Origin of the sequence: Pseudomonas sp. B26(2017), from assembly GCF_002113045.1 — a bacterium.
Lineage (GTDB): Bacteria > Pseudomonadota > Gammaproteobacteria > Pseudomonadales > Pseudomonadaceae > Aquipseudomonas.
In genome coordinates this window covers 193,214-219,500 of record NZ_NEJJ01000002.1, presented here as the reverse complement: position 1 = coordinate 219,500, position 26,287 = coordinate 193,214, and the positions used below count along the sequence as shown (strand labels likewise).

Sequence of the window (26,287 nt, the reverse complement as noted above, 5' to 3'; positions counted from 1 at the left end):
TATCTATCTACCACCGCATAGGCAAAAACCCGGCTTACCGTGGACCGGAATCGAAGTAGCAATCCCGCTACCTTCTTCACCCATGGAACAGGCCCGTGAATACACCTGCAGTGACACACGACGTGTCCCCTCCCTTGCTGAAACAGAGCCGACTGGTCGAAATGGCCAGTCAAGGCTATTCGCTGCATCAGATCGCCTCGACACTGTTGCGTACAGTATTGAGCGAACGCTACCCCGACCAACACCTCGATCCGGATAACACCCTGCTCGCCACACCGGTACGCAACATGGATGCGCCGCAGATGACCGTCGAAGCCTGCAACTTCGAAACGCTGACCCACGTCCTGATACAACAAAGCCTGCACAAGACCACCGCCGAGTTCATCGAAGGTGAACACTTCCTGACAGGCATGCCCCTCTCCAATCCACCGCTCCATCTGGCGGTGAGCATGGATGAGCTCACCTTATTGATGAACGAACATGCCCCTCTGCTGTTCGTCGCATTTCAGCAGCGCCAGCTGGATTACTGGAATGAAACCGAACAGGACCAGCCCCGTTGGCGAGCACTGTCCGACCAACTGCGCTCGGCTGTCGATGTTCAGACCGCCAGTGGCTGGGATAGCGACGCGTGCCTGCTGGCGCGCTTTGTCGCGCAGTACCCGGACAAAGCCGAACGCCCGACCGCCAGCGATCATTTCACCGGACTGCGAGCCTGCATCATGGACATCGACCAGGTCGATGGCAGCACCGTCACGCATGCGCTTGTCGCCGGCGCCCTGGTCATCACGGCAACCCTCGGCAAACGGCAGCGAATTCTGCTGCACACCATTGACGACGGCTATGAATCGTTCGATTCACTGGAACAACTGGGAGACTCCCTGCCGGAACGTATCGATCCCGAACACCCACAACCACCGCTGCAGTGGCGCCTGATCGAACCCGACGGCAATATCTTCGACGCTGTTGCCCAGGCACTCGTGGCCAATCAATTGGTCGCCATCGCGGCACTGGATCCCGCCAGTCAGCACCTCGACACCCGGGTCATGGCTGGCTCACAGAACACCAACCGACTCAGCCCGCCGGAACGAAACCGGATCAACCAGTTGGAAAAGGCCATTCCAGACTGGTTGAAAGCGGCGTCGGCGACGGACCTGCAAACCTACAGCCGCTACCTGGTCGACCTCGGCGCGTTGCGTCAGGAGGCTGCGGACGGCGCGTTCAAGGTCGATGACCTTCCTGCAATCAAACCCTACGCCGAGCAAAAAATGCAGGAGGCAATACTGGCCGATACCCGCGCGGAGGGGGCCGCCGACCTGCCGCTGGACCGCTTGCGAATCACCGTGACCGACAGCATGGAAACGGCTGGCTTCACCCTCGCCAATCCCTTGAGTCGGGTTCGCGAGACGCTGGGTGAATTCGCCTTGCAAAACACCCCGCCGTATCAGGCAAGCATCGACTTCGACGATGGCCGGGCCTTACCGGCGTGGCTGACGGTCGATTACCTGAGTGCCCTGGCAGAGCAGGTCGACATTGGCCTCCACTACCCGAAACTGATGAAACGCAACCTTATCGACGACCCGGTCCGTGCTGCCGAACAGAAGACTCGCTACACGCGCCAACTGCCCATACTCCTGCCGTTGCTGGCGCTGGAATGCAAACTCCGACATCTGGGTGGCGTCGATGAACGGGGTCACGCCTGCATCCGTCAGTTGATGGACGCCATCACAGGCGATCAACCGTCGCAGGAGCATCCGGTGACCATCCGCCCACTGGCGTTTACCCCCGTTCGCCGCCTGAGCGGTCAGTCAGACACCGTGACCAACATGTTCATCATTGCCCCCCGCGATCATCGCCAGGGGCCTTGCCTGTTGTATCGACCGATGACGGACATGCCACTGATGCAGTTCGCATCCCTGCAAAATCTGATGTACGCGCTGTACCAGCCCGGAGAATTGCGCAGTTCCGTACTGGCCTGGCTCGGCTCGCCTTCGTTGAGTTTCGAATACTCGCAGTATGTTTTTGCAACAGGGCTCCCTTCCCCGTGGACGGTGACCCAACTGGTGTTCGAACCCTTCATGCACCTGGACCTGACCGGCCCCATCAAACTGGCGAACCAGCCTCTGACGGGAGACATTCTGGGCACCTTGCATGCAGCCAATAGTCGGGCATTGATCGAACTCGCCGACCGCCAATCAGTGTCCAACAGCGAGCGGCGCTGGGCATTGCTGGCCGAAAGCGGCTGGGCGATCTTCAGTATCGCCTCCAATTTCATGAGCGGAGCGGCAGGTGCCGCCGTATGGGTCTGGCAGACCATCGAACAGATTCAGCAAGCCATCGATGCCCATGAACGCGGCGATGACCTGATGACCTGGCAATCGACTGCCGACATTCTGATGACACTCGGCATTCTGTTGACCCACCAGGTCGTCGCACGGCGCAATCGCTCGCTGAATCCGCAATTGAGCGCGACCCGGGAAACGCCGCAAACCTTGCGGGAAGCCGAAGAACCTTTCGAAAACCAGCCACCGGAGTTGTCACCTGCCCCGAAGGCTGTCACCCACGATCCTGTCACCCTCACCGGAGACATCCCCGCCGGCCATCTCACACTGCTGGAACCTGCGCTCCTCCCGCGACCGGACTCCAGCGACCGCTTCACTGCGATGCTCGACAGTTTCAAGGTCGAGGCCCCTGACCTGCACGACAAACAGGTGTCATCGACCAACCACCTCTATACGGTCGCGGACAAGACCTATGCCCAGGTCGGCAGCCGCTGGTTTCAAGTCAGTGCCCGCAAGGACGAGCCGGTGTACATCATTCATCCGCACGACCCGCTACGCACCGGCATGCCCCTGAAATATGACGACAAATCCGGACAATGGCACTGGGACCCGAAACTGCGCTTGCGTGGGGGCGGTCCGACCGGTCGCCTCGACGCGCTACGGCGCGCCAAGGAACAAGAGAAGGACGCCGCGTGGCAAGCCCTGCAACTGTTCTTCTCACGTGAACCGGCAAACAAGCGCGACATGCTGACCGAATTGCTCGCCTTGCCCAATGACAACAGCGAAGCCACCTATTCGCGCGCTGCGCCACGTTACCTGGACCTGGCCATGACGAATGGGACGGGCTACACCCAGGCGCTGGAACAGCTCGCGACCTGGCACCAGAACGGTGGCGGTGGTGTTTTCTACCAGGCACAACTGATGCGCATGACCGCCGAGCAGCATCGCTGCCTGGGTTCATGGCTGCGGGTGAAGATACGCCTGTATGCGATGACGTCCAAAAGGATCGCGGACAGCTTTGACAACAGTTCTCCCCTGTCACGCAGTGAACAGATCGACATCGCGACCCGAGCCACAGCACTCAGTGACGAAATGATCGCCACCCTTCAGACGCTGAATCGCTCTCTGCTTGTACTGGTCAAGCATTCCGGCAAAAGCGCAAAACTGGCCGCAGACTTGAAACGGTTGATGCCCGCTTACGGCGAACTTGATCTGAAGGCCAACGAAATCGGCATGTCCTTTGAACGCTGCGTCGTCGAACATCCCGGACCGGAAATGGACGCCGCCCGGCAGGACATCGGCATCATCACCGTCAAGGCTGCAGACGCCGCTCACGAGCTGCTCGGACTTTCACGCACAACCGCCACTGCGGACGGAAAAGCCGCGCGTATCGAGCAGTTTTCACACTGGAATGACCTTCTCTCCAGTCTCGACGATCAGATGGAACAGTTGCCCGCCAAACACCCTGCACAGTTCATCCAGGCCAGGATCGACAGGATTCGCGAACTGATCGGCGAGTTCCGCGAGCTGGCCCGCGAGCGCCTGATCGCCGAAGTCCCCGAGCCTCAAGTCGAGCCCATCGCGACACCCGCCAGACAGGATCCGCAGCCCTCGACTTCGCAACCGAAGGTCAAAGTCAGCAAAACCCGTCCGCGCCAGAATACCGCCGAACAGGCCCGCTTGCCCGGTACGACCCAGTCGGACGAAGAATCACCGTTCGTGAAAATTTCCGCTCGACCACCGAAACCGGCACAGTCAGTCGAGGACAGTGACCTGATCAACAAAGCGCAGGGGCTGAGCTATGACATCAACGACTTCATCACGAGGACTCGCGAAAGTGCCCGGCGTCCGGGGCGCATTCCCGCTGATATCAGAGACATGTTCGACCAGCAGGCCGCACGCCTGGAACAGGCGGCCAATGACGTGGACACGGTATTTGCCAAAAGGCGCGCAGCCAAACTGGATTCCTGGCCGGTTGCCGCTCTCAGTCCGGATCTGCGTGCCGGCGCGACCATCACACGCACCGAAGGCAACGCCGTCTACGGGGAGATGCTCAAGCAGCGCAAGCCCCGGGAAACCTATTTCCACTGGCTCTACGACAACGGTCAGGTCGACGTCGTCAAGGACGAACGCGGTCGCATCCGAACCCGACAGCGGGGTGATTACTTTCAGGAATACCGGATTCTCGACAAGGCCAAAGGAGGACGACCGATGTGGGTGGCGCATTTCCACTACGAACGAAAGAGTGACGCGGATGCCCAGTACACCATCGCCCACCTGAAATTCGCTGATGCCTATCTGCAGACCCTCGATGAAAAGACCCGTCAGACATTGAGCACCTTCGATGCCGTCGACAATGCAATGCGCCGCATCGTCGACCCGACGGTGCGTGACCTGTTCCTCAAGCCACAGCCGGCGGGCACCCGATAACTATTCACACCAGACAGAGCGCAGGCGGGCCAGAGCCGACTCGATTGCCGGCTCCGGCACCGCCGCAAAGCCCAGCACCAGACCGGCCCGCTGATCGAGCGGCGTCACCGAATCCGGCAGCCAATACTTGCTCAGGCCTTGGACTTCCACCTCCACACTGGCGGCTTGCTCTATCAACTGCTGCTCACGGGCCACGCTGTCGACTGCCACCGTGAGATGCAGTCCGGCCGACACAGCCGGCAATTCGCCGACGCCCGCCAGGCCTTGAGGCCAGCCGTTGATCAAGGCATTGCGCCGATTCACAGCCGCGCGACGCATCCGCCGGATGTGCCGCTGGAAGTGCCCGGCCGCCATGAACTCGGCCATCACCGCCTGGGTGCTGACTTCAGAATGCCGGACATCCACCGCACGTCGTTGCGCAAACGCTTTCACCAACCCCGGAGGCAGCACCAGATAACCCAGACGCAGCGCCGGGAACGCGACTTTGCCGAAGGTGCCGACGTACAACACACGACCCTGGCGGTCGAGCGCAGCCAGCGGGGCCAAGGGCGCGCCGGTGTAGCGATATTCGCCGTCGTAGTCGTCCTCGACGATCCAGCCCCCGGTGCGCTCGGCCCAGTCCAGCAGTTCCAGACGTCGCGCCAGGCTCATCACTACCCCGGGCGGGTACTGATGAGACGGCGTGACATACGCCACCCGGCAATCTTCGGCAGCCGCCAGTGCCGCGCAGTCGATGCCCTCTTCGTCCACGGCAATGCCATGCAGCCGACCACCGGCCAGCGCGAAGGCATGACCCGCTGCGCGATAGCCGGGATTCTCGATGCCCACCCCGGCGCCCGGTTCAACCAGCAACTGTGCACAAAGGCTGATTCCCTGTTGTGCGCCACTGGTGATCACAATTTGCTCAGCGGAACACTGCATGCCGCGCGAACTGCGCAAATAAGCGGCGATCAGACCGCGCAGACGCGCATCGCCCGCCGGGTCGCCGTAACACAGTTGCTGCAAGTCGGGTTTTCGCCAGAAGGCCGCGTTCAGCTTGGCCCAGACGTCGAACGGAAACAGATCGAAGGCCGGAACACCGACCCGGAATGCTCGTGGCGGACCACTGGGTGGCGTCGGCAAATGGTTGCGCTCAAGCCGTTGCAACGCACAGCTGTGGATAACTTCTCTGGATAAATCACCAGTGGAATTAAGCGAAATTGTGGATAAGGCTGTGGGTAAGGTTGTTGAAAACCCTGTGGATACTTTTGTGGATAATTTTCGTGCCGGTGTCACCGATTGCGGCAACTGCGCCACATAAGTGCCGTCCCCGACACGGCCTTCGATAAAACCTTCGGCATACAGCTGATCGTAAGCGCGCACCACGCTGTTTCGGGAAATCCCCAACGCTGTCGCCAGATCGCGGCTGGCAGGCAGGCGCGTGCCGCTGGCCAGGCGCCCGTCCAGCACCCGCATGCGCAAGGCCTGGTAGAGCTGACGGCTCAGGCCTTTGCGGCGGTCGAGTTCGATACCGGCGGGGTTGAACGGCAGCGACAGAGTGGGCGAATCGGGCATGAAAATGGACCTATGAAATTGGTCATCAATGGCTCTTACAACAGACCAATAGCCTGCCTACGATGCAGGCATTCGCCAAGGAAATTTTTCTCCATGTACACGCCCCGCGCCTTTGCCATCGATGACTTGTCCCAACTGCACGAATTGATCCTCGCCACCCGCCTCGCCATCCTGGTGACCCACGGCGAACAAGGCTTGCAGGCCAGTCATGTGCCGGTGCTGCTGCATCGCGAGCAAGGTCCGAACGGCACGCTGTACGGGCATCTGGCCAAGGCCAATCCGCAGTGGAAAGACCTGCGTGACGGCGCCGAGGCCATGCTGATTTTTCCCGGTGCCGATGCCTACGTCAGCCCGGGCTTTTACCCGAGCAAGGCCGAGCACGGCAAAGTCGTGCCGACCTGGAACTACGTCGCCGTGCACGCCTACGGTCACGCCGAAACCTTCAGCGATGGCGGTCGGCTGCTGGACATCGTCAGCACCCTCACCGATCGCCATGAAGCGGGCCGCACCCAACCGTGGTCGGTCGACGATGCCCCGCCCGATTACATCGACGGCATGCTCAAGGCCATCGTCGGGTTCGCCATTCCGATCGAGCGCCTCGAAGGCAAGCGCAAGCTCAGCCAGAACCGCAGCGCCGAAGATATCGCCGGCGTGCGCGAAGGCCTGGCTGCCAGCCCCGACATCAACGATCAAACCCTCGCTCACTTGATGCGTTAAGGAAATCACCATGAGTCAGATCGACATCCGTCCGGTCAGCGCCGCCGATCATGCGGCCTGGCTGCCGCTGTGGCAGGCCTACCTGCGCTTCTACAACACCGAGCTGCCGGATACCGTCAGCCAAAGCACCTGGCAGCGTTTTCTCGACCCGAACGAACCGACCCACGCCGCCCTTGCCTGGGCCGACGGCAAAGCGGTGGGCATGGTGCACTTCATCTACCATCGTTCGAACTGGAGCATCGAAAACTCCTGCTACCTGCAAGACCTGCTGGTGGAGCCGCAAACCCGTGGCACCGGCGTCGGCCGCCTGCTGATCGAACACGTCTACGCCACCGCCAGGGCCGACGGTTGCTGCAAGGTGCACTGGCTGACCCATGAAACCAACGCCACCGCAATCCAGCTCTACGAGCGCATCTCCGAGCGCCCGGGCTTCATCCAGTTTCGCAAAGCCATTTAAGGAGCCACGTGCATGACGATTTCTCTCGCTGACTGGAAAGGCGTGCCGCCGCCCTCCACTACCCTGATCGAAGGCCGCTTCATCCGCCTGGAAAAACTCGACCCGGCGCGCCACGGCGACGACCTGTTCAACGCTCTGCAAGGCCCCGGCGCCGATCCGAAACTCTGGGATTATTTGCCCTACGGCCCGTTTCCGGAGCGCAGCGCCTTCAACGACTGGCTGAACAATCACGCCGCCCACAGCGATCCGTATTTCTTCAGCGTCATCTACCGCGCCAGCGGCCAGGTGCAAGGCATCCTCAGCCTGATGTCGATCGTCCCGGCCCAGGGCCGCATCGAAATCGGCCACGTCACCTTCGGCGCCCCGATGCAGCGTTCGCCGAAAAGCACCGAGGCGGTCTACCTGCTGGCCAAGGAATCCTTCGCCCTCGGCTACCGTCGTCTTGAATGGAAATGCAACAACGGCAACGCCCGCTCCAAATACGCGGCCGAGCGCCTGGGCTTCAGCTTCGAAGGCGTGTTCCGCCAGCACATGGTGGTCAAGGGCCAGAACCGCGACACCGCGTGGTACTCGATTCTGGACTCGGAATGGCCGGCGATTGCGGCAGGGTTCGAGCGCTGGTTGAGCGATGAGAATCAGACGGCCGAGGGGCAGGTGAAGGGGTTGGTTGAGTGCCGCGGTTGAGCCAGTGAACGTAAAAGGGCGCAGCCTGCGGCATCTCATTCAAGCGATGTCCAAGGCTGCGATTTCGACTCTGCACCACCGTCGGATCTGCAATGAATTGCAGATGAACGTCCAAATCTGAGGCCTGAACTGCAAAAGAATGCACATAGGCCGTACATCATTCTGTAAAAACCCTCCGCTATACAGAACGCCCCCGCTTATAACAAAAAGGACGTTCTCCCCATGCCGCTCCCGCCTCAGCGTCTGTCGCTTGCCATCGCCCTGTTGATCGCCACCAGCGCCGCCCACGGCAAGACCGTGCAGATCGACACCGCCACCACCGCGTCGCAGACATTGGGCGGCAGCGACACGCTGACGATTTCGGCGCCGGGCAGCATCACCAACAGCGGCAAGGCCGTAAGCCTCAAGGACAGCACCAGCGGTGTCGGCGTGATCATCGATAACGCCGGCAAGATCATCTCCACCGGCGGCCGGGCCATCGACAGCAGCGGCGATCTGACCCAGGCACGCAATTACGCGATCCATAACCGCAGCGGCGGGCAGATTCTCGGCTCCAATGATGCGATTCGCATCGACAGCAACTTCATCAGCGGCAGCCTGTTGATCGACAACAGCGGCACCATTCGCTCAAGCACCGGCCAGGGCCTGGATCTTGATGCGTTGCGCAGTGACGGGGTGAAAACCACGATCATCAACCGTGCGGGCGGACTGATTCGTGGCGACGCCAGCGACGGCATGAAGACCGGCGCCAATGCCACCATCAGCAACTACGGCGAGATCTCGACCGGAGACTCGCGCAACGCCGACCAGAAGTTCGACGGCATCGATATCGACACCGCGACCGGCGTCAGCGTGATCAACTACGGCGTGATTTCCGGTGGCCGGCACGGCATCACCACTGACTTGGGGGCGACGCTGGTCAACTACGGGCAGATCACCGGGCGCAATGGCTCCGGTTTCGGCTCCGATGGCGACGGCACGGTGATCAACCACGGCACCATCACCGGCGCGTATTCCGGGTTGCAACCCAATGGCGACGGCGACGGCGTGGACATCGACAAGATCGCCCACATCGAAAACTACGGCACGATCCAGGGCGTCGGCGCCGGCGGTGTGGACAAGGGCGGTTTTGCCAATGGCAGTGAAGGCATCGCGCTGGGCGGCGGTTATATCCTCAACGCCAAGGGCGCCCTGATCAGCGGCGCCAACAGCGCCATTCTGGTGGACGACGGCAGCGGCGGTTCAGGGCTGGCGGCCACCACGCTGGAAAACTACGGCACCATTCAAGGCCTCGACGGTTTCGGCGTGAAGTTCGTCGGTGAGTTCGCCGACAACGTGATCAACGGCGGCACCTTCAGCGGCAGCAATGGCCTGGCACTGGACCTGGGTGGCGGTAACGACAATCTGACCCTGCGCAGCGGCAGCCGCTTTGTCGGCATGGTCGATGGTGGCAGCGGTTATGACCGCGTAGTGATGGAGGATGCGGCGGGCGGCAGCTTCGGTGCCAGCCGCAACTTTGAATGGCTGGAGGTCAAACAAGGCGTCTGGACACTCACCGGCAGCGGCGACTTCAGCGACGGCGGCGCCGTGCGCAACGGCGCCACACTGGTCAACCAGGGCGGTATCGCCGGCAATCTGACCGTGGACGCCGGTGGCGTGTATGCCGGCGGCGGGTCGCTGGGCAACCTCAACCTGAATGGCACGTTGCGCACCGACACCCGCCTCGGTACCGCGACCGTCGTGCACGACTTGAACATGGGCAGCGCCTCGACCCTCGCCTACGGCGTCAACGCCGATGGCAGCAGCGCACCGGTCCAGGTCGGCGGCACGGCCAACCTCAACGGCGCGACGCTGGCGGTCAATCCCGGCAGCGGCACCTATCCGTGGCAGAGCCACTACACGGTGCTGCAGGCTGCGCGGGTCAACGGCACGTTCGGCGCGGTCACCAGCGACTACGCCTTCCTCACGCCAATCCTCGCTTACACGCCGACTCAGGTCGATCTGACCTACACCCGCAATGACGTGGCGTTCAATGAATTCGCCGCCACCGGCAACGCCAGCAACGCCGCCAACAGCCTGGCCTCAATGAGCAAGAACAACGCGCTGTACAACGCCTTGCTCAACACCACCCAATCCACCGCGGGCGCGGCCATCGAGCAACTGGCCGGCGCCAGCAACGCCAATCTGACCAGCGCCACCCTCGGCGCCAGCAGCCAGATCGGCAGCAGCATGCTCTCGGCGATGCAGCAGATGGGCGGCAGTCCCGGCTTGATGGTCGGCCTCGATCAGCGCGACACCCCGATCCTTGCCGCCAACGGCGTACCGTCCGAAGCACGCAACCTGAATGATCCGAACGCCCGGGGCCGGCTCTGGCTGCAGGCCATCGGCGGCTACGGCAAGCTCGATGGCGAGCACGGCAGCAGCGGTCTGGAACAACGCACCAAGGGCAGCGTGCTCGGTGCCGACTGGGCATTGAATCCACAATGGCGACTGGGCGTGCTCGGCGGTTACTCGAAGACCGACCTGGATGCCACCGGTGTCGACGGCAATGTCGAGAGCTGGCACGCCGGCGTTTATGCGCTGCATCAAAACGGCCCGCTGGCCCTGCGCCTGGGCGCGGCATACAGCGGCCATCAGGGCGAAAGCAAACGCACCATCGCGTTCAATGGTTTCAGTGATCGTCCCAAAGGTGATTACGACGCCGACAGCCAGCAAGCCTTCGCCGAACTCGGCTACGCCATGGGCAGCGGCCGCCTCAGCGCCGAACCGTTCGCCAGCCTCGGCTACCAGCGCTATCACCGCGACCGCTATCAGGAAAAGGGCGGCGCGGCGGCCTTGCAGGTCGACAGCCAGACCCAGGACAACTTCAGCAGCACCTTCGGCGTTCGCCTGGCGCACCTCAGCTCGCTGGACAATGGCATGAGCCTGACCCCACGGATGGCCGCTGGCTGGAAGCACACCTACGGCGATGTCAGCAACTCGACCCGCCAGGCATTCGTCGTCGGCGGCACGGCGTTCAGCGTCGATGGCAGCTCTCTGGATCGGGACAGTCTGGTGCTGGAAGCGGGGCTGGATCTGGGCGTTTCGGCGCGGCATACGCTGGGGTTTGGTTACAGCGGCGAGATTGGCAACAACAGTCGCAATCACGGGTTGGTCGGGCAGTGGCAGATGAGTTTTTGAGATTTCGCCAATCCGGATTTCAGCGGGCGTTGTAGGTAAAGGCGTCTGGACAATTAGGTAATCATGGCGGGTTCACCACCCGCCCGCGACCGGGCTACAAAAGCAGACGCTATCACCTGCATGTGGCTCGGAATTGCCCGGCATCGGTGGACCGGTGTCGACTTTTACAGTTTGGCCTCATATTTACGAGGTTGAACTGAATGCCCATTCAACACACATCCAAGCTCAAACATCTTGTCCTGGCGGTTGCACTGGCAATCGGTTGCGTAGAATTTTCTCTGGCGGAGCAGTCGGAGCCCGACGCGCCGGTGGTGAAAGAGGCGAAACCCAAGGACAAGCGCAGGACCAGGGAAAAACCTGCTGCACTTGATCTCGCCAAAGAAAATGCGCGTGAGGAAAAGACCGCTCCGACACCGGAAACAAGCCCCGTCAGCACTGAGATTTTAGCGACACCCCTTCCTGCACCCGATGACGTTCCCCCCGATAAAGTCGCCACGACCGAGAGCGGCAGCGCGCTCGAAAAGAGCCTGGAAAAACCAGCGCCCTTACCGGAACCGGTACTGGCCGAAACGCCCGCGGCTCAACAAACCCAAGTGGTTGACCAGCCACCGTCAACGGACTCCCCTGTACCTGCGGGTAACGCAGCCATTGCAGCCCTGCTCGCTGCCGACGAATCCACGGCCGCACTCGCCTACGATCAACTGTACGGCGGCAGCATCGCCAACCTCGCCAAGGCAACCTTGAACAGCGTCACGCCGGTCAGCGCCAGCCTGCTGTCGGCCATGCATCAACTCGACAATGCCCACGACTCGACGGGAAACTCACCACGCCATGTGGCCGGCAACGCAGACACCGGCAGGGTGTGGCTGCAAGCCATCGGTCACAGCGGGAAACTCGATCGCGAATTTGAACCGATGCAGCACTCCACCAAAGGGCTGCTGCTCGGCGCCGACTGGCGCCTCGATGAAACATGGCACCTGGGCTTGATGGGCGGCACCTCCGACACGCGCATCGACAGCAAGGAGCTGGACGGCGATCTCGACAGTTGGCACCTCGGTGCCTACGCCTTGCGCCAGGCCGGCCCGCTATCACTTCGGCTCGGCGCAGCCTGGAGCAACCATGAAGGCAACACCCGTCGCGAAGTCGCGTTCGGCCGCTTCCATGACCGACTCAAAGGCAACTACCAGGCCAGTACCCAACAAGCGTTCATCGAGTCGGGATACAACCTGGGGAGGGCCAACGTCAGCATCGAACCGTTTGTCGGCCTCGGCTACCAACGCTACCAGCGTGACGGCTACACAGAGAAAGGCGGAGCGGCGGCGCTCAAGGTTCACGCTCAATCCCAAGGCAACTTCAACACCACCGTCGGCCTGCGCATGGCGAAAGTCAGCACGCTGGATAACGGCATGCGCCTCACGCCACGATTCAGCGCGGGGTGGAAACACGTGTACGGCGAGACCTATACCAGCACCCGGCAACGTCTGGTCACCGGCGGCCATGACTACACCGTTTACGGCGCAGAGCTGGATCGCAACAGCCTGACGCTCGACACCGGTCTTGATCTGGCCGTCTCGTCCAACCACACACTCGGTGTTGGCTTGTCGGGTGAGATCGGTACCGACAGCCGCAACCACGGTATTTCGGGCCAGTGGCGAATGGCGTTCTGAGTTCCGGTCAGGCGCTGCCGCACCTTGCGGCAGTGCCTGAAAAGCAAAAAAAAGGGGAGCACATGCCCCCCCGAGGTTTAAAGCGTTGTATCGAGGCCGTTATCTCAGCCTTCGATCTCGATCAGAATTTCGCCCGGATTCACCCGGTCGCCCTTGGCAACATGGATGGCGGTGACCTTGCCGGCAATCGCGGCCTGGACTTCGGTCTCCATCTTCATCGCTTCGGTGATCAGCACGGCCTGGCCCGCCTTGACGGTGTCGCCTTCCTTGACCAGCACATCGACGATATTGCCCGGCATGGTGGTGCTGACATGGCCCGGTGCCGAAGCCTGCTTGCGCTTGCTGCTGCCGCCGCCGACGAATTCATTGAGCGGTTCGAACACCACCTCTTCCGGCATGCCGTCGATGGACAGGTAGAAGTGACGCTTGCCTTCAGCCTTGACGCCGACACCGGTGATGTCCACGCGATAGGTTTCGCCGTGGACGTCGATGACGAACTCGGTCGGTACACCTTCGCCGCCGGCCGAAGCCACCTTGCCCGCTTCCGGGATCGGCAGCAGCACTTCCGGGGTGAGGGTGCCGGCGGCACGCTCTTCGAGGAACTTGCGGCCGATGTCCGGAAACATGGCGAAGGTCAGCACGTCTTCTTCGGATGTAGCCAGAGCGCCGATATCGGCGCGCAGCTTGGTCATCTCCGGCTTGAGCAGATCGGCCGGACGTACGTCGATCACCTCTTCGCTGCCGATGGCCTGGCGACGCAGCTTCTCGTTCACGGTGCCCGGCGCCTTGCCGTAGCCGCCTTGCAGGTAGAGCTTCACCTCGTTGGTGATGGTCTTGTAGCGCTCGCCGGCCAGCACGTTGAAGAACGCCTGGGTGCCGACGATCTGCGAAGTCGGGGTCACCAGCGGCGGGAAGCCGAGGTCTTCACGCACGCGCGGAATCTCTGCCAGCACTTCGCCCATGCGGTTCAGAGCGCCCTGCTCTTTCAACTGGTTGGCCAGGTTGGAAATCATCCCGCCCGGCACCTGATTGACTTGAACGCGGGTATCGACGGCAGTGAATTCGCTTTCGAACTGGTGGTACTTCTTGCGCACGGCATAGAAGTACAGGCCGATCTCTTGCAGCAGCTCCAGGTTCAGACCGGTATCGAACTCGGTTCCTTTGAGCGCAGCAACCATCGATTCAGTCCCAGGGTGGCTGGTGCCCGAAGCGAAGCTGGAGATCGCGGTGTCGATGTGGTCGGCACCGTTTTCAATGGCCTTGAGTTGGCACATTGCGGCCAGGCCGGCGGTGTCGTGGGAGTGGATGAACACTGGCAGCGACTGTTCGGCTTTCAGTGCACGCACCAGTTCACCGGTCGCATACGGGGTCAGCAGACCGGCCATGTCCTTGATCGCCACCGAGTCGCAACCCATGGCTTCCATTTGCTTGGCCTGAGCGACGAACGCGTCGATGGTGTGCACCGGGCTGGTGGTGTAGGCGATGGTGCCCTGAGCGTGCTTGCCGGCAGCTTTCACCGCTTCGATCGCCACGCGCAGGTTACGCACGTCGTTCATCGCGTCGAAGATGCGGAACACGTCGATGCCGTTGACCGCGGCCTTGGCAACGAACGCCTTGACCACGTCATCGCTGTAGTGGCGGTAGCCCAGCAGGTTCTGCCCGCGCAGAAGCATCTGAAGACGAGTGTTGGGCAGCGCCGCACGCAGCTGGCGCAGACGCTCCCACGGGTCTTCTTTCAGGAAGCGCACGCAGGCGTCGAAGGTCGCGCCGCCCCAGCATTCCAGCGACCAGTAGCCGACCTTGTCGAGCTTGTCGCAGATCGGCAGCATGTCTTCGGTGCGCATGCGGGTGGCGAGCAGCGATTGGTGAGCGTCGCGCAGGATGGTATCGGTGACAAAGATTTTCTTGCTCATTCTTGTATTCCTCACAGGCCTGCGTGGGCGGCGATGGCGGCGGCGATGGCCAGGGCCAGCTCTTCGGGTTTGCGCTTGATCGAGTAGTTGGTCAGTTCAGGGTGGCTTTCGACGAAGCTGGTATTGAACTGGCCGCTACGGAATTCCGGGTTGCGCAGGATTTCCTGGTAGTACGCGGCGGTGGTCTTCACGCCTTGCAGACGCATGTCGTCGAGGGCGCGCAGGCCACGATCCATCGCCTCTTCCCAGGTCAGTGCCCAGACCACCAGTTTCAGGCACATCGAGTCGTAGAACGGCGGGATGGTGTAGCCGGTGTAGATTGCCGTGTCGGTGCGCACGCCAGGGCCGCCGGGGGCGTAGTAGCGCGTGATCTTGCCGAAGCTCGGCAGGAAGTTGTTTTTCGGGTCCTCGGCGTTGATCCGGAACTGCAGGGCAAAACCGCGATGCTGAATGTCTTCCTGCTTCACCGAAAGCGGCAGGCCGGAGGCGATGCGGATTTGTTCGCGAACGATGTCGATCCCGGTGATTTCTTCGGTAATGGTGTGTTCCACCTGCACCCGGGTGTTCATCTCCATGAAGTACACCTCGCCCTCGGCGAGCAGGAACTCCACGGTGCCGGCGTTCTCGTAACCCACGGCCTTGGCTGCGCGCACCGACAGGTCGCCGATGTAGGCGCGCTGTTCCGGGGTCAGCTGCGGGCTCGGGGCGATTTCGATCAGCTTCTGGTTGCGGCGCTGGATCGAGCAGTCACGTTCGAACAGATGCACGACGTTGCCGAAGCTGTCGCCGAGGATCTGCGCTTCGATGTGCTTGGGATTGACGATGCACTTTTCCAGGAACACTTCCGCCGAACCGAAGGCCTTGGTGGCTTCGGAAATGACGCGAGGGAAGTTCTGTTCGAGTTCTTCTCGGCTGTTGCAGCGACGGATACCGCGCCCGCCACCACCGGAAGTGGCCTTGAGCATCACCGGGTAACCAATGCGGTCGCCCTCGCTCAACGCTTCCTCGATGCCCGAGACGTTGCCTTCGGTGCCCGGCGTGACCGGCACGCCAGCCTTGATCATGCTGCGGCGCGCTTCGGTCTTGTCGCCCATGCGGCGGATGACTTCCGCCGCCGGACCGATGAATTTGATGCCGCGTTCGGCGCAGATGTCTGCCAGCTCAGCGTTTTCCGAGAGGAAACCGTAGCCGGGGTGCAACGCATCGCAGCCGGTTTCCACGGCCAGGTTCACCAGCTTGCGCGGGTTCAGGTAACCGGCCAGCGGCTCGGCACCAATGCTGTGGGCCTCGTCCGCACGCTTCACATGCAAGGCGTGCCGGTCGGCGTCGGAATAGATCGCGACCGAGCGGATGCCCATCTCGGCGCAGGCACGCACGATTCGTACGGCAATCTCACCACGGTTGGCGATCAGGATCTTTGTTATCACTTGGAGGTTCCCTTGAGCCGGTGGCACCACGACCTGCTAGACCCAGGTCGGCACGTGACCAAATGTTTCAATCTGGTCTCGGCTCCACACTAGCGCTGACAAGGGATTAACAAAAATGAATAAAAATTGGGTCAGGCATAAGTAAAGACTTATAGTCAGCGCATCAGCCAACGGCCAGAGTCGGTAGAAAATGCGTAAGTCCTTGATGCGTATGACATTGCGTCAATTGCAGATCTTCAACGAAGTGTGTGATTTACGCTCCTACAGCCGCGCAGCCGACGAAATGTCGCTCACACAACCGGCCGTCAGCCTACAGATTCGTCAGCTTGAAGAGCTGATCGGCCAACCATTGTTCGATTACGTCGGCAAAAAACTCTACATGACCGAAGCGGCCGAAGCACTCCAGCGTGCCAGCCGGGACATCTTCGGCCGACTGGAAAACCTCGACATGCAGCTGTCGGACATGCAGGGCTCACTGCAGGGCCAGTTGAAACTGGCGGTGGAATCGAGCGCCAAATACTTCGTGCCGCACCTGTTCGCAGCGTTCAAGCGCCAGCATCCGGAAGTGAACCTGCAACTGACGGTGGTCAACCGTGGCCAGGTGATCCGCCGCCTCTCCGACAACCGCGACGATCTGGTGATCATGTCGATGGTGCCGCAGGACATGGGCCTGGAATTTCTGCCGTTCCTCAACAACCCGATCGTCGCCGTGGCACGCCCGGATCATCCGCTGGCGCACATGGGCCCGCTGCGCTTGCAGGATCTGGAACCTTACACCTTGCTGATCCGCGAACCCGGCTCGGGTACGCGACTGGCCTGCGAAGAGTATTTCAAGGAGAAGCGCGTGCACTTCACCCAGACCCAGGAAGTGGCGTCGGCCGAAGCCCAGCGTGAATGCGTAGTCGCAGGTCTGGGCCTGGCGCTGTTGACGCGCCACGCCCTGAACCTGGAGCTGGCGACCGGCGGCCTGGTGGAGCTTCCGGTCGAAGAATTGCCGCTGTTTCGCAGTTGGTGCCTGGTGCAAGCCAAAGCCAAACGGCTGTCACCGGTGGCTCACGCCTTCCAGGCGTTTATCCGCAGCGAACGGGTGCAAATCAGCGCGCTGGTTGAGCGCTTCGACGGGAAGCTGCTGGCGCTGCCTGCCAGTAGTTGAGTTCGATGTCCTCGGGAAAATCGCTGATTTCGCTCTGAAGCTGGCGAAGTTCGAAGCGATCTTCGATGGCGCGGCGAAATTCCATGCGGCGCTGGTCTTCCTGCTGACGACGGGTTTTCGCGGCGCTGTTGCGTTCTTCGTAGGGCTGAGCCATTTCGAGTCTCCCAAGGCGAGTACGGGAGTTTCACGATAGGCGCGGTGGATGACGATTTGGCTGCGGGGGGATGACAGTGCGATGAACTTGCAAATGGCGATGGCGTTTTTGAGGCCGCCATCGCGAGCAAGCTCGCTCCCACAAGGGATGTTTTACGTACACAAATTCTGTGTCATATCGAAATCAAATGTGGGAGCGAGCTTGCTCGCGATCAAGGTCGGAACGACCTTGCGATGACGTCAGTCATCCAGTGCTTTCACCGACTTTGGCGACAGCCGCAGGCTGCGCAGACTGCGCTTGACGCTCTTGAGGTGGTTGACCAGGCTCGGCCCGCGCGCCATGGCCACGCCCATCGCCAGTACGTCGATCACCACCAGATGAGCGATACGCGAGGTCAGCGGGGTATAGATTTCGGTGTCTTCGTGAACATCGATCGCCAGGTTGACGGTCGACAGCTCAGCCAGCGGTGTCTGGCTCGGGCACAAGGTGATCAGCGACGCACCACTCTCGCGAACGAGGTTGGCGGTGATCAGCAGGTCTTTGGAACGACCGGACTGGGAAATGCAGATCGCCACGTCGGTGGGCTTCAGTGTCACCGCCGACATTGCCTGCATGTGCGGGTCGGAATACGCCGCCGCCGTCAGCAGCAGACGGAAGAACTTGTGCTGCGCATCCGCCGCCACCGCGCCTGACGCACCAAAGCCGTAGAACTCGACACGCTGGGCCTGGGACATCAGCGTCACCGCCCGTTGCAGCTCCAGAGGATCGAGCTTCTCGCGAACCTCCATCAGCGTGTGCAACGTGGTGTCGAAAATCTTCAGGCTGTAGTCGGCGACAGAGTCGTCTTCATGGATCGCGAACTGACCGAAGCTGGCGCCGGCCGCGAGGCTTTGCGCGAGCTTGAGTTTCAGATCCTGGAAACCGGAACAGCCGATGGCCCGGCAGAAGCGCACGATGGTCGGCTCGCTGATGCCGACGCTGTGGGCCAGGTCGGCCATGGAACTGTGCATCACTGCCGCAGGGTCAAGCAGCACGTGGTCGGCGACCTTGAGCTCCGACTTGCGTAACAGGTGACGTGACTGGGCGATGTGTTGCAGCAGATTCAAGGGGCTGGACTCTTGTTATGGAAAGATGTGCTGTGGCCAGATGCCAGGGATGTAGCAAGCTTGTAGTTATACTACATGAATCGGCTTTTTGCCTGCTCAATGCGTAACTCGATACCCCCGGATCAGGCGACATGCGCTGTATGTAGCCCTTACAGCGGTTTTTCCTGTTCACGCAGCAACGCGGCAAGGCCGACCGCCTCCACCGGACGGCTGATCAGATAACCCTGCACTTCGTCGCAACCTTCAGCTTTCAGATATGCCAACTGCTCGGATCGCTCGACACCTTCGGCGACAACTTTCAGTGACAACCCATGAGCCATCGCAATGATCGCCCGGGTGATCGCTGCGTCTTCGCTGCCCTCGCCCAACCCGCGAATAAAGGCCTGATCGATCTTCACGTAGTCCACCGGAATCCGTTTCAGATAGCTCAGCGATGAATAGCCGGTGCCAAAATCGTCGATGGCCAGTTTCACTCCCAGATCCCGCAACTGCTGGAACGCGGCGATGATGTATTCGACGCTGTCGAGCAACTGACTTTCGGTCAGCTCCAGTTCGAGGTAGTGCGGCGCCAGGCCGGTTTCCTCCAGCACCTGACGCACCAGACTGACCAGTTTGCCCTGACGCAGCTGATGCACCGACAGGTTCACCGATACCCGGATCGGCGCCAGTCCCTGACGCTGCCATTCGCACGCCTGCCAGCAGGCCTGACGCAGTACAAACTCGCCGATCGGCCCGATCAGCCCTGTCTCTTCGGCCAGACCGATGAAGTCCCCCGGCGGCACCCGGCCCATGGTCGGGTGGTCCCAGCGCACCAGCGCCTCTGCCGCATTGAGACGACCGGTCGCCAGGCACAGTTTCGGTTGATAGAAGACGTTGAGCTGCTTGTCTTCGATGGCTTTGCGCAGCTGGTTTTCCAGCTGCAAACGCTCCAGCGTGCTGGCCTGCAGACTGTCGGTGTAGAACTGAAAATTGTTGCCGCCCAGGTGCTTGGCATGCTGCATGGCCATGTTCGACTGGCTGACCAGCGCGGAAATCTCCCGCGCATTGTCCGGCAGCATGCTGATGCCCATCGAGGCGCTGACCACCAGTTCATGTCCTTCCACAGTCAACGGCAAACGCAGCTTGGTCGACAGCCGCGTGGCGACCCGCGCCAGGCTCGACAGGTTGCCGTAGGCGTCGAACAGTACCGCAAACTCATCACCGGACAACCGGGCAATGGTGTCGGCCTCCGGCAGAGCACTGACCAGACGACGGGACATCTTTTGCAGCAATTGGTCAGCAATCTCATGGCCGAGACTGTCGTTGAGCAGCTTGAAGCGATCCAGATTGATGTGCAGCAACGCCAGACTCCGGCGCCCGCCCTGCCGCACGCGCTGATGGGCTTCGTGCAGGCGTTCGCGGAACAGCGAGCGGTTGGCCAGACCGGTGAGTTCGTCGTAGTGGGTCAGGTAGCGCATGCGCTCCTCGGATTCGCGGCGCGCCGACAGATCGGCGAAGAAGCCGACGATATGGCTCACACTTCCCCGACTGTCGCGCACGGCATTCAATTGCAGCCACTGCGGATAGAGCTCGCCGTTCTTGCGGGTTTCCACCAGTTCACCCTGCCAGCTGCCGTTCTGCTCCAGCGCGTGGCGGATCGCGACGTAATGCCTGCGGGCATCGCGACTGCACGGCAACTCAACGACATTGCGCCCGAGCATGTCGTCGATGTCGTAACCGGTGACCCGGCTGAAAGCCTGATTGACGGCGATCAGCGAATAATTCGGGTCGAGGATCACGATGCCTTCGCTGGCGGCCTCGAACACCGTCGCCGCCAGTTGCTGCTGGGCTTCCAGGCTTTTGCTTACGCTGATGTCGCGGCGGGTGCCGACCATGCGGATGACCCGGCCGTCCTCGTCGCGCTCCACTGCCCGGCCACGGTCTTCGATCCAGACCCAGTGACCGTCGCCATGGCGCACGCGGTATTCGATCTGATAATCCTCGGTGCGGCCCTTCAAGTGCTCGATCAACGCCCGCTTGAGTGGTGGCACATCCTCCGGATGCAGGCGCGGCCGCAGATGCCTGAGCAGTCCGGTGACGTATTCCGGATCCAGACCGAACAGTTCCTGGATTTGCGTGTGGTGAACTTCGTCGGTCTGCAGGTTCCAGTCCCACAGTCCCAGCTCACTGGCCTTCAACGCCAGCGCCAGGCGCGCCTCGCTCTTGCTCAGCGCCTGGTTGGCGACGTCCAGTTCCCGGCTGCGCTGAGCGACCCGGTCTTCCAGCTCGACCTGAGCTTCACGCAGCTTGCCCTCGGCGCAACGCCGGTGTTCGATTTCCTTCGCCAGTTCCAGATTGAGCTGTTCGCTGCGGGTTTGCGCTTGTTGCAGGTGCTCGATCAGGTGCTGGTTCTGGAAACGCCGCAGCAAACCACGATCGATCAGCCGGTTGACCTGCCACGCCACCACGCTCAGCGACCCGAGCAGGATCAGCCCGAGCCAGCCCCAGCCGCGCGCCAGTTCGTCACCGCCCCAAAACAGGTAGCCGATGGCCGGCAACAGGCACGGCAAGGTAAAGGAAAGAAACGCCGGAATGCTCACGGCGTAGGCCACGCTCGCCGACAGGGTCGCGGCGCCGATCAGGCCGAATACCCAGGCCTGCTGCATGAAATTGTCGGCGGGCACCAGGGCGATGCCGGCGCCGGCCAGGGTCAGGCCGGTCATGGTCGAGCCGAGCAGGAACATCCGCCCCCAGATCGGCTGGGCCTGACGATCAGGGATCGCCGAGTCGAACGCGGCGACCTGAATCACTCGCAGGGCCACCAGCGACAACAGCCACACCAGCCAGACGCTGACCACGAAATAACGCTGCGGACTCCAGAGCAGACCGGCGCAGACCAGACCATTGATCAACATGAACAGGGTGGGCAACAGCGAACCCTGATAAAGAAGGCGCGTGCGCTCGACCGCCATCTGGGTGGCGTAAAGCTTGCGGATCGCCCGAGGCTCCACGGAGGGGCCCGACAGGTCGAAGCTGAGGGTCATAGGCAACGTTCTTGTTCTTATAAGTGTGAGCATGCGCCCGGAAACGTGGACGGAGCATACACAAGCCGAACCACTTGCCAAACTGCCCCAGATCATAATTTCACCGAAACTTTTACACCGCTCGTCCCCCTCCAAAGCCCCGACGCCAGGCGGGTCAACGCCTGTAGCCGGTGACCGACCGGTCGTCATCGACAGCACTTTCATCGGCTAATGCAAAGCTCGGTTTGCCCGGGCCTGCGGCGCACCCTAGAATGCCCCGATGCGCGATGATCTCTCTCTTCTGCTGAACTCCCTCAACGATGCCCAACGCCAGGCCGTAGCGGCTCCCGTTGGTCGTCAATTGGTCCTGGCCGGTGCCGGCTCCGGCAAAACCCGAGTGCTGGTGCACCGTATCGCCTGGTTGATCCAGGTCGAAAACGCCTCGCCGCACTCGATTCTGTCGGTGACCTTCACCAACAAAGCCGCTGCCGAGATGCGTCACCGCATCGAGCAATTGCTGGGCATCAACCCGGCCGGCATGTGGGTCGGCACCTTTCACGGCCTGGCGCACCGCTTGCTGCGGGCGCACTGGCAGGAAGCCGGGCTGAGCGAGACTTTCCAGATTCTCGACAGCGACGACCAGCAACGACTGGTCAAGCGGGTAATCCGCGAGCTGGGGCTGGACGAGCAACGCTGGCCGGCCCGTCAGGCCCAGTGGTTCATCAACGGGCAGAAAGACGAAGGTCTGCGTCCGCAACACATTCAGGCCAGCGGCGATCTGTTCCTGGCGACCATGCGCGGCATTTATGAAGCGTACGAGGCAGCGTGCCAGCGTGCCGGTGTCATCGATTTCTCCGAACTGCTGCTTCGCGCCCTCGACCTGTGGCGCGATCACCCGGGCCTGCTGGCGCACTACCAGAAGCGTTTCCGACACATTCTGGTGGACGAATTCCAGGACACCAACGCCGTGCAGTACGCCTGGTTGCGTCTGCTGGGCAAGGGTGGCGACAGCCTGATGGTGGTCGGCGACGACGATCAGTCGATCTACGGCTGGCGCGGCGCGAAAATCGAGAACATACACCAGTACTCTTCGGACTTCCCGGACTCGGTGACCATCCGTCTGGAGCAGAACTACCGCTCTACGGCCGGCATCCTCAAGGCCGCCAACGCCCTGATCGCCAACAACACCGGACGTCTCGGCAAAGAGCTGTGGACAGACGGCGGCGATGGCGAAGCGATCAACCTCTACGCCGCGTTCAACGAACACGATGAAGCGCGCTACGTTGTCGAAACCATCGAAAGCGCGCTGAAAACCGGCCTGGCGCGCAGCGATATCGCGATTCTCTACCGCTCAAACGCCCAATCGCGCGTTCTGGAAGAGGCGTTGCTGCGTGAACGCATTCCGTACCGCATCTATGGCGGCCAGCGCTTCTTCGAACGGGCGGAAATCAAGAACGCCATGGCTTACCTGCGCTTGCTGGAAGGTCGTGGCAACGATGCGGCTCTGGAGCGGGTGATAAACGTCCCGGCTCGTGGCATCGGCGAGAAAACCGTCGAGGCGATCCGTGACCATGCACGCCACAGCGATGTGTCGATGTGGGAAGCCATGCGCCAGCTGGTGGCCAACAAAGGCCTGACCGGTCGCGCTGCCGGTGCGCTGGGCGCGTTTATCGAGCTGATCGAAAACCTCGCCGCCAAGTGCGCCGAGATGCCGTTGCACCTGATGACCCAGACCGTCATCGAGCAGTCCGGTTTGATCGCCTACCACGAAGCGGAAAAAGGCGAGAAAGGCCAGGCCCGGGTAGAAAACCTTGAGGAACTGGTCAGCGCCGCGCGCAACTTCGAGAACACTGAAGAAGACGAAGAGCTGACGCCACTGGCCGCGTTCCTCGGCCACGCTTCGCTGGAAGCCGGCGACACTCAGGCCGACGAACACGAAGACAGCATTCAGTTGATGACCCTGCACAGCGCCAAGGGCCTGGAATTCCCTTACGTATTCCTGGTAGGCATGGAAGAAGGCCTGTTCCCGCACAAGATGAGCCTGGAAGAACCTGGACGCCTTGAGGAAGAGCGGCGTCTGGCCTATGTCGGCATTACCCGGGCGATGCAAAACCTGGTGATGACCTATGCTGAAACCCGACGCCTGTACGGCAGCGAAACCTACAACAAGGTGTCGCGTTTCGTACGGGAAGTACCGAAAGGCCTGATTCAGGAAGTACGCCTTTCGAACAGCGTCAGCCGACCGTTCGGCGGCAACCCGTCGATGGGCGGCAGCAACCTGTTCAGCGGTAGCGAGATTCCGGAAACCGGCCTGAGCCTTGGCCAGGCTGTGCGTCACTCGATCTTCGGCGACGGCGTGATCCTCAACTTCGAAGGCGCCGGCGCCCAGGCCCGGGTGCAGGTTAACTTCGCCGAAGGCAGCAAGTGGCTGATGCTCGGGTACGCGAAGCTGGAAGCCATATAAGTCAACGTCCGTTCCCGCGCTGAGCACGGGAACGGACACTGGAGGCAACATCCATGGGCTCGGGATTTTTTTCCTCCTGGACATTCTGGGCCCTGCTCTCGGCCACTTTTGCCGCGCTGACAGCCATCTTCGCCAAGATCGGCATCGAAAACGTCAACTCCGACTTTGCCACCCTCCTGCGCACAATCGTCGTATTGATCAGCCTGGCCTTGATTTTGTACGCCACGGGCCAATATCAGTCCTTGGGATCGATCTCCGCCAAGAGCTACCTGTTTCTGTTGTTGTCGGGCCTGGGCACCGGTGCTTCGTGGCTGTGCTACTTCCGGGCGTTGAAAGTCGGCCCGGCGTCGCTGGTCGCGCCGGTGGACAAGCTCAGCGTAGTCTTCGTGGCGGTGCTCGGTGTGATCCTGCTGGGTGAGAAACTCGACCTGCGACAATGGAGCGGCATCGGCCTGATCACCGCCGGAGTGGTGATGCTGGCCTTGCGGCGTTGATCCATTTCCTGCCGAACCTATCTCCTTTTCCTACAGACAAAAGTACATGGCCTTATTGCCCCGACCGAGCTGAACGTAACCTGTCAGGCAAAAGCCCGAAACACTCTCTCGCTAGCCAGTAACACTTCAGCTGTGCAACATGGCGCGCGTGTCTCCACAAACGGGAATTCCCTTTATGAAACGTTTTCTTAGCATCGCCATGGCGTTGTGCATCGGCCTGACGATGAGCCTCGACGCCAACGCCAAGCGCTTTGGTGGTGGCAAAAGCGCCGGCGCTGCGCCGACGCACCAGACCAGCCAGATGGCTCCTTCTTCTCCAGGCATGGGCGGCGCTGCGGCGACCGCGGGTGCTGCCGGTGCCGCGGGCGCTGCGGCCAAGGCCGGCGGTGCTTCGAAATGGCTCGGCCCTCTGGCGGGCATCGCGGCCGGTGGCCTGCTCGCTTCCATGTTCATGGGCGGCGGCTTCGAAGGCATGCAGTTCTTCGACATCCTGATCATGGCCGTGATCGCGTTCGTGATCTTCCGCTTCATCGCCGCCCGTCGCCGCAAGCAGCAGGAGCAGTTCGCTCCGGCCGGCGCGCCGATGCAGCGTGAAGTATTTGAACAGAAGCCAGCAGCCATGGGTTCGATCTTCGGTGGTTCGGCCGCGCCTGCTGCCGCCCGTCCGGTGATCAACGCACCGGCCTGGTTCAACGAACAGCGCTTCCTTGAAGCCGCCCGCAGCCACTTCCAGGCGCTGCAGCAGCACTGGGACGCCAACGAGATGGACAAGATCGCCGAGTTCGTGACCCCGCAAATGCTCGAGTTCCTCAAGCGCGAGCGCGCGGAGCTGGGCGACGCGTTCCAGTCCACCTACATCGACAACCTCCAGGTACAACTGGATGGCGTGGATGACCGTGCGGACAAGACCATCGCTACCCTGACCTTCAACGGCGTGTCGAAGACCTCGCGTTTCGATCAGCAGGGCGAAGTGTTCAGCGAAAGCTGGAACATGGAACGTCCACAGGGCGACAACCAGCCTTGGCTGGTCGTCGGTATCCGCCAGAACGGCTGATCACCTCCGACGTTTACGCGCAGTAATGAAAACCCCGGCCTCGGCCGGGGTTTTCTATTTCGCGGTTGCATCTGTAGCGAGCTACTGTATAAACCGGCCCATATGAACCGCGCCATTCAAGCAAGAGGATCCCGGACGTGGAAGAAATCATCGAACAACTGCGCGAAGCCAACGAACCCGTACCGGTTCCCCTGGAGCTGCCTGACGAAGACCAGTTGGTGGAAATCGAAGAAGAGCTCTTCATCAACATCCCGTTCGTCTTCAAAGAGTTTCTGCTGACCGTCAGCGACGTGGTTTACGGCAGCCTGGAGCCGGTGACCGTCACTGACCCGCAATCCCACACCTACCTGCCGGACGTAGCCGCCAATGCCTGGGATGCCGGCGTGCCGCGTGACCTGATCCCGATCTGCCAGGACGGTGACGACTACTACTGCGTCGAAGAAGACGGCACCGTGGTGCTGTGGTCCGGCGAAGAAGAACTGATTACCGAAGAGTCCTGGGAATCGGTCTGGCACTGGGCGCGGGACGTCTGGCTGGAAAGCTGAAACGCCC

General features: G+C 61.5%; 17 protein-coding genes. 11 read left to right on the top strand and 6 right to left on the bottom strand.

Features of this window, described 5'->3' with window-relative positions; translation table 11 throughout:
• Positions 1-95 precede the first annotated feature (95 nt).
• Positions 96-4,709 (top strand): dermonecrotic toxin domain-containing protein, encoded by a 4,614-nt coding sequence (locus CAF79_RS04000; RefSeq protein WP_256579228.1) that lies wholly within the window; start codon positions 96-98, stop codon positions 4,707-4,709.
• On the opposite strand, the gene CAF79_RS03995 is transcribed toward CAF79_RS04000, so the two are convergent.
• On the bottom strand, positions 4,710-6,263 hold the full coding sequence (locus CAF79_RS03995; protein ID WP_085696730.1) for a PLP-dependent aminotransferase family protein: 1,554 nt from the start codon (positions 6,261-6,263) through the stop codon (positions 4,710-4,712).
• Between the two features lie 93 nt (positions 6,264-6,356).
• Here CAF79_RS03995 and CAF79_RS03990 point away from each other — a divergent pair, with 93 nt between their 5' ends.
• The 5 genes from CAF79_RS03990 (at position 6,357) to CAF79_RS03970 (ending at position 12,968) form a co-directional block, all read left to right on the top strand.
• The gene (locus CAF79_RS03990) at positions 6,357-6,980 is read left to right on the top strand and encodes an FMN-binding negative transcriptional regulator (RefSeq protein ID WP_085696729.1); all 624 of its coding nucleotides are present in this window, start codon (positions 6,357-6,359) and stop codon (positions 6,978-6,980) included.
• Between the two features lie 10 nt (positions 6,981-6,990).
• Entirely contained in the window at positions 6,991-7,437 is a 447-nt protein-coding gene (locus tag CAF79_RS03985; RefSeq protein WP_085696728.1) for a GNAT family N-acetyltransferase, read from the top strand.
• 12 nt (positions 7,438-7,449) lie between these two features.
• Complete coding sequence (locus CAF79_RS03980) at positions 7,450-8,121, top strand: GNAT family N-acetyltransferase (protein WP_085696727.1); 672 nt, start codon at positions 7,450-7,452, stop codon at positions 8,119-8,121.
• Positions 8,122-8,343: 222 nt separating this feature from the next.
• Entirely contained in the window at positions 8,344-11,301 is a 2,958-nt protein-coding gene (locus tag CAF79_RS03975) for an autotransporter domain-containing protein (RefSeq protein ID WP_085696726.1), read from the top strand.
• 200 nt (positions 11,302-11,501) lie between these two features.
• Entirely contained in the window at positions 11,502-12,968 is a 1,467-nt protein-coding gene (locus CAF79_RS03970) for an autotransporter outer membrane beta-barrel domain-containing protein (RefSeq protein ID WP_085696725.1), read from the top strand.
• A gap of 104 nt (positions 12,969-13,072) precedes the next feature.
• On the opposite strand, the gene oadA is transcribed toward CAF79_RS03970, so the two are convergent.
• A complete protein-coding gene (gene oadA, locus CAF79_RS03965) occupies positions 13,073-14,881 on the bottom strand; it encodes a sodium-extruding oxaloacetate decarboxylase subunit alpha (RefSeq protein ID WP_085696724.1) in 1,809 nt (602 codons plus the stop codon).
• Between the two features lie 11 nt (positions 14,882-14,892).
• Entirely contained in the window at positions 14,893-16,308 is a 1,416-nt protein-coding gene (locus CAF79_RS03960; RefSeq protein ID WP_085696723.1) for an acetyl-CoA carboxylase biotin carboxylase subunit, read from the bottom strand.
• Positions 16,309-16,498: 190 nt separating this feature from the next.
• On the opposite strand from CAF79_RS03960, the gene CAF79_RS03955 reads away from it, so the two are divergent.
• A complete protein-coding gene (locus CAF79_RS03955) occupies positions 16,499-17,461 on the top strand; it encodes a LysR family transcriptional regulator (RefSeq protein WP_085696722.1) in 963 nt (320 codons plus the stop codon).
• On the opposite strand, the gene CAF79_RS03950 is transcribed toward CAF79_RS03955, so the two are convergent.
• From CAF79_RS03950 to CAF79_RS03935, 3 genes are all read right to left on the bottom strand, one after another.
• Positions 17,403-17,615, bottom strand: coding sequence for a PA3496 family putative envelope integrity protein (locus CAF79_RS03950; RefSeq protein ID WP_007962241.1), 213 nt, complete (start codon positions 17,613-17,615; stop codon positions 17,403-17,405). The genes CAF79_RS03955 and CAF79_RS03950 overlap by 59 nt on opposite strands.
• 239 nt (positions 17,616-17,854) lie before the next feature.
• On the bottom strand, positions 17,855-18,721 hold the full coding sequence (hexR, locus tag CAF79_RS03940) for a transcriptional regulator HexR (RefSeq protein WP_007954250.1): 867 nt from the start codon (positions 18,719-18,721) through the stop codon (positions 17,855-17,857).
• A 149-nt stretch (positions 18,722-18,870) separates the two neighbouring features.
• Complete coding sequence (locus tag CAF79_RS03935; RefSeq protein ID WP_085696720.1) at positions 18,871-21,744, bottom strand: bifunctional diguanylate cyclase/phosphodiesterase; 2,874 nt, start codon at positions 21,742-21,744, stop codon at positions 18,871-18,873.
• A gap of 259 nt (positions 21,745-22,003) precedes the next feature.
• On the opposite strand from CAF79_RS03935, the gene uvrD reads away from it, so the two are divergent.
• The 4 genes from uvrD to CAF79_RS03915 all read left to right on the top strand — a co-directional run bounded on the left by uvrD (position 22,004) and on the right by CAF79_RS03915 (position 26,280).
• Entirely contained in the window at positions 22,004-24,187 is a 2,184-nt protein-coding gene (gene uvrD, locus CAF79_RS03930) for a DNA helicase II (protein ID WP_085696719.1), read from the top strand.
• A 53-nt stretch (positions 24,188-24,240) separates the two neighbouring features.
• Complete coding sequence (locus CAF79_RS03925) at positions 24,241-24,681, top strand: EamA family transporter (protein ID WP_085696717.1); 441 nt, start codon at positions 24,241-24,243, stop codon at positions 24,679-24,681.
• Between the two features lie 175 nt (positions 24,682-24,856).
• Positions 24,857-25,735, top strand: a complete 879-nt coding sequence (locus CAF79_RS03920) for a Tim44 domain-containing protein (RefSeq protein ID WP_085696715.1) — start codon at positions 24,857-24,859, stop codon at positions 25,733-25,735.
• A gap of 137 nt (positions 25,736-25,872) precedes the next feature.
• Complete coding sequence (locus CAF79_RS03915; protein WP_007954245.1) at positions 25,873-26,280, top strand: SMI1/KNR4 family protein; 408 nt, start codon at positions 25,873-25,875, stop codon at positions 26,278-26,280.
• Positions 26,281-26,287 lie beyond the last annotated feature (7 nt).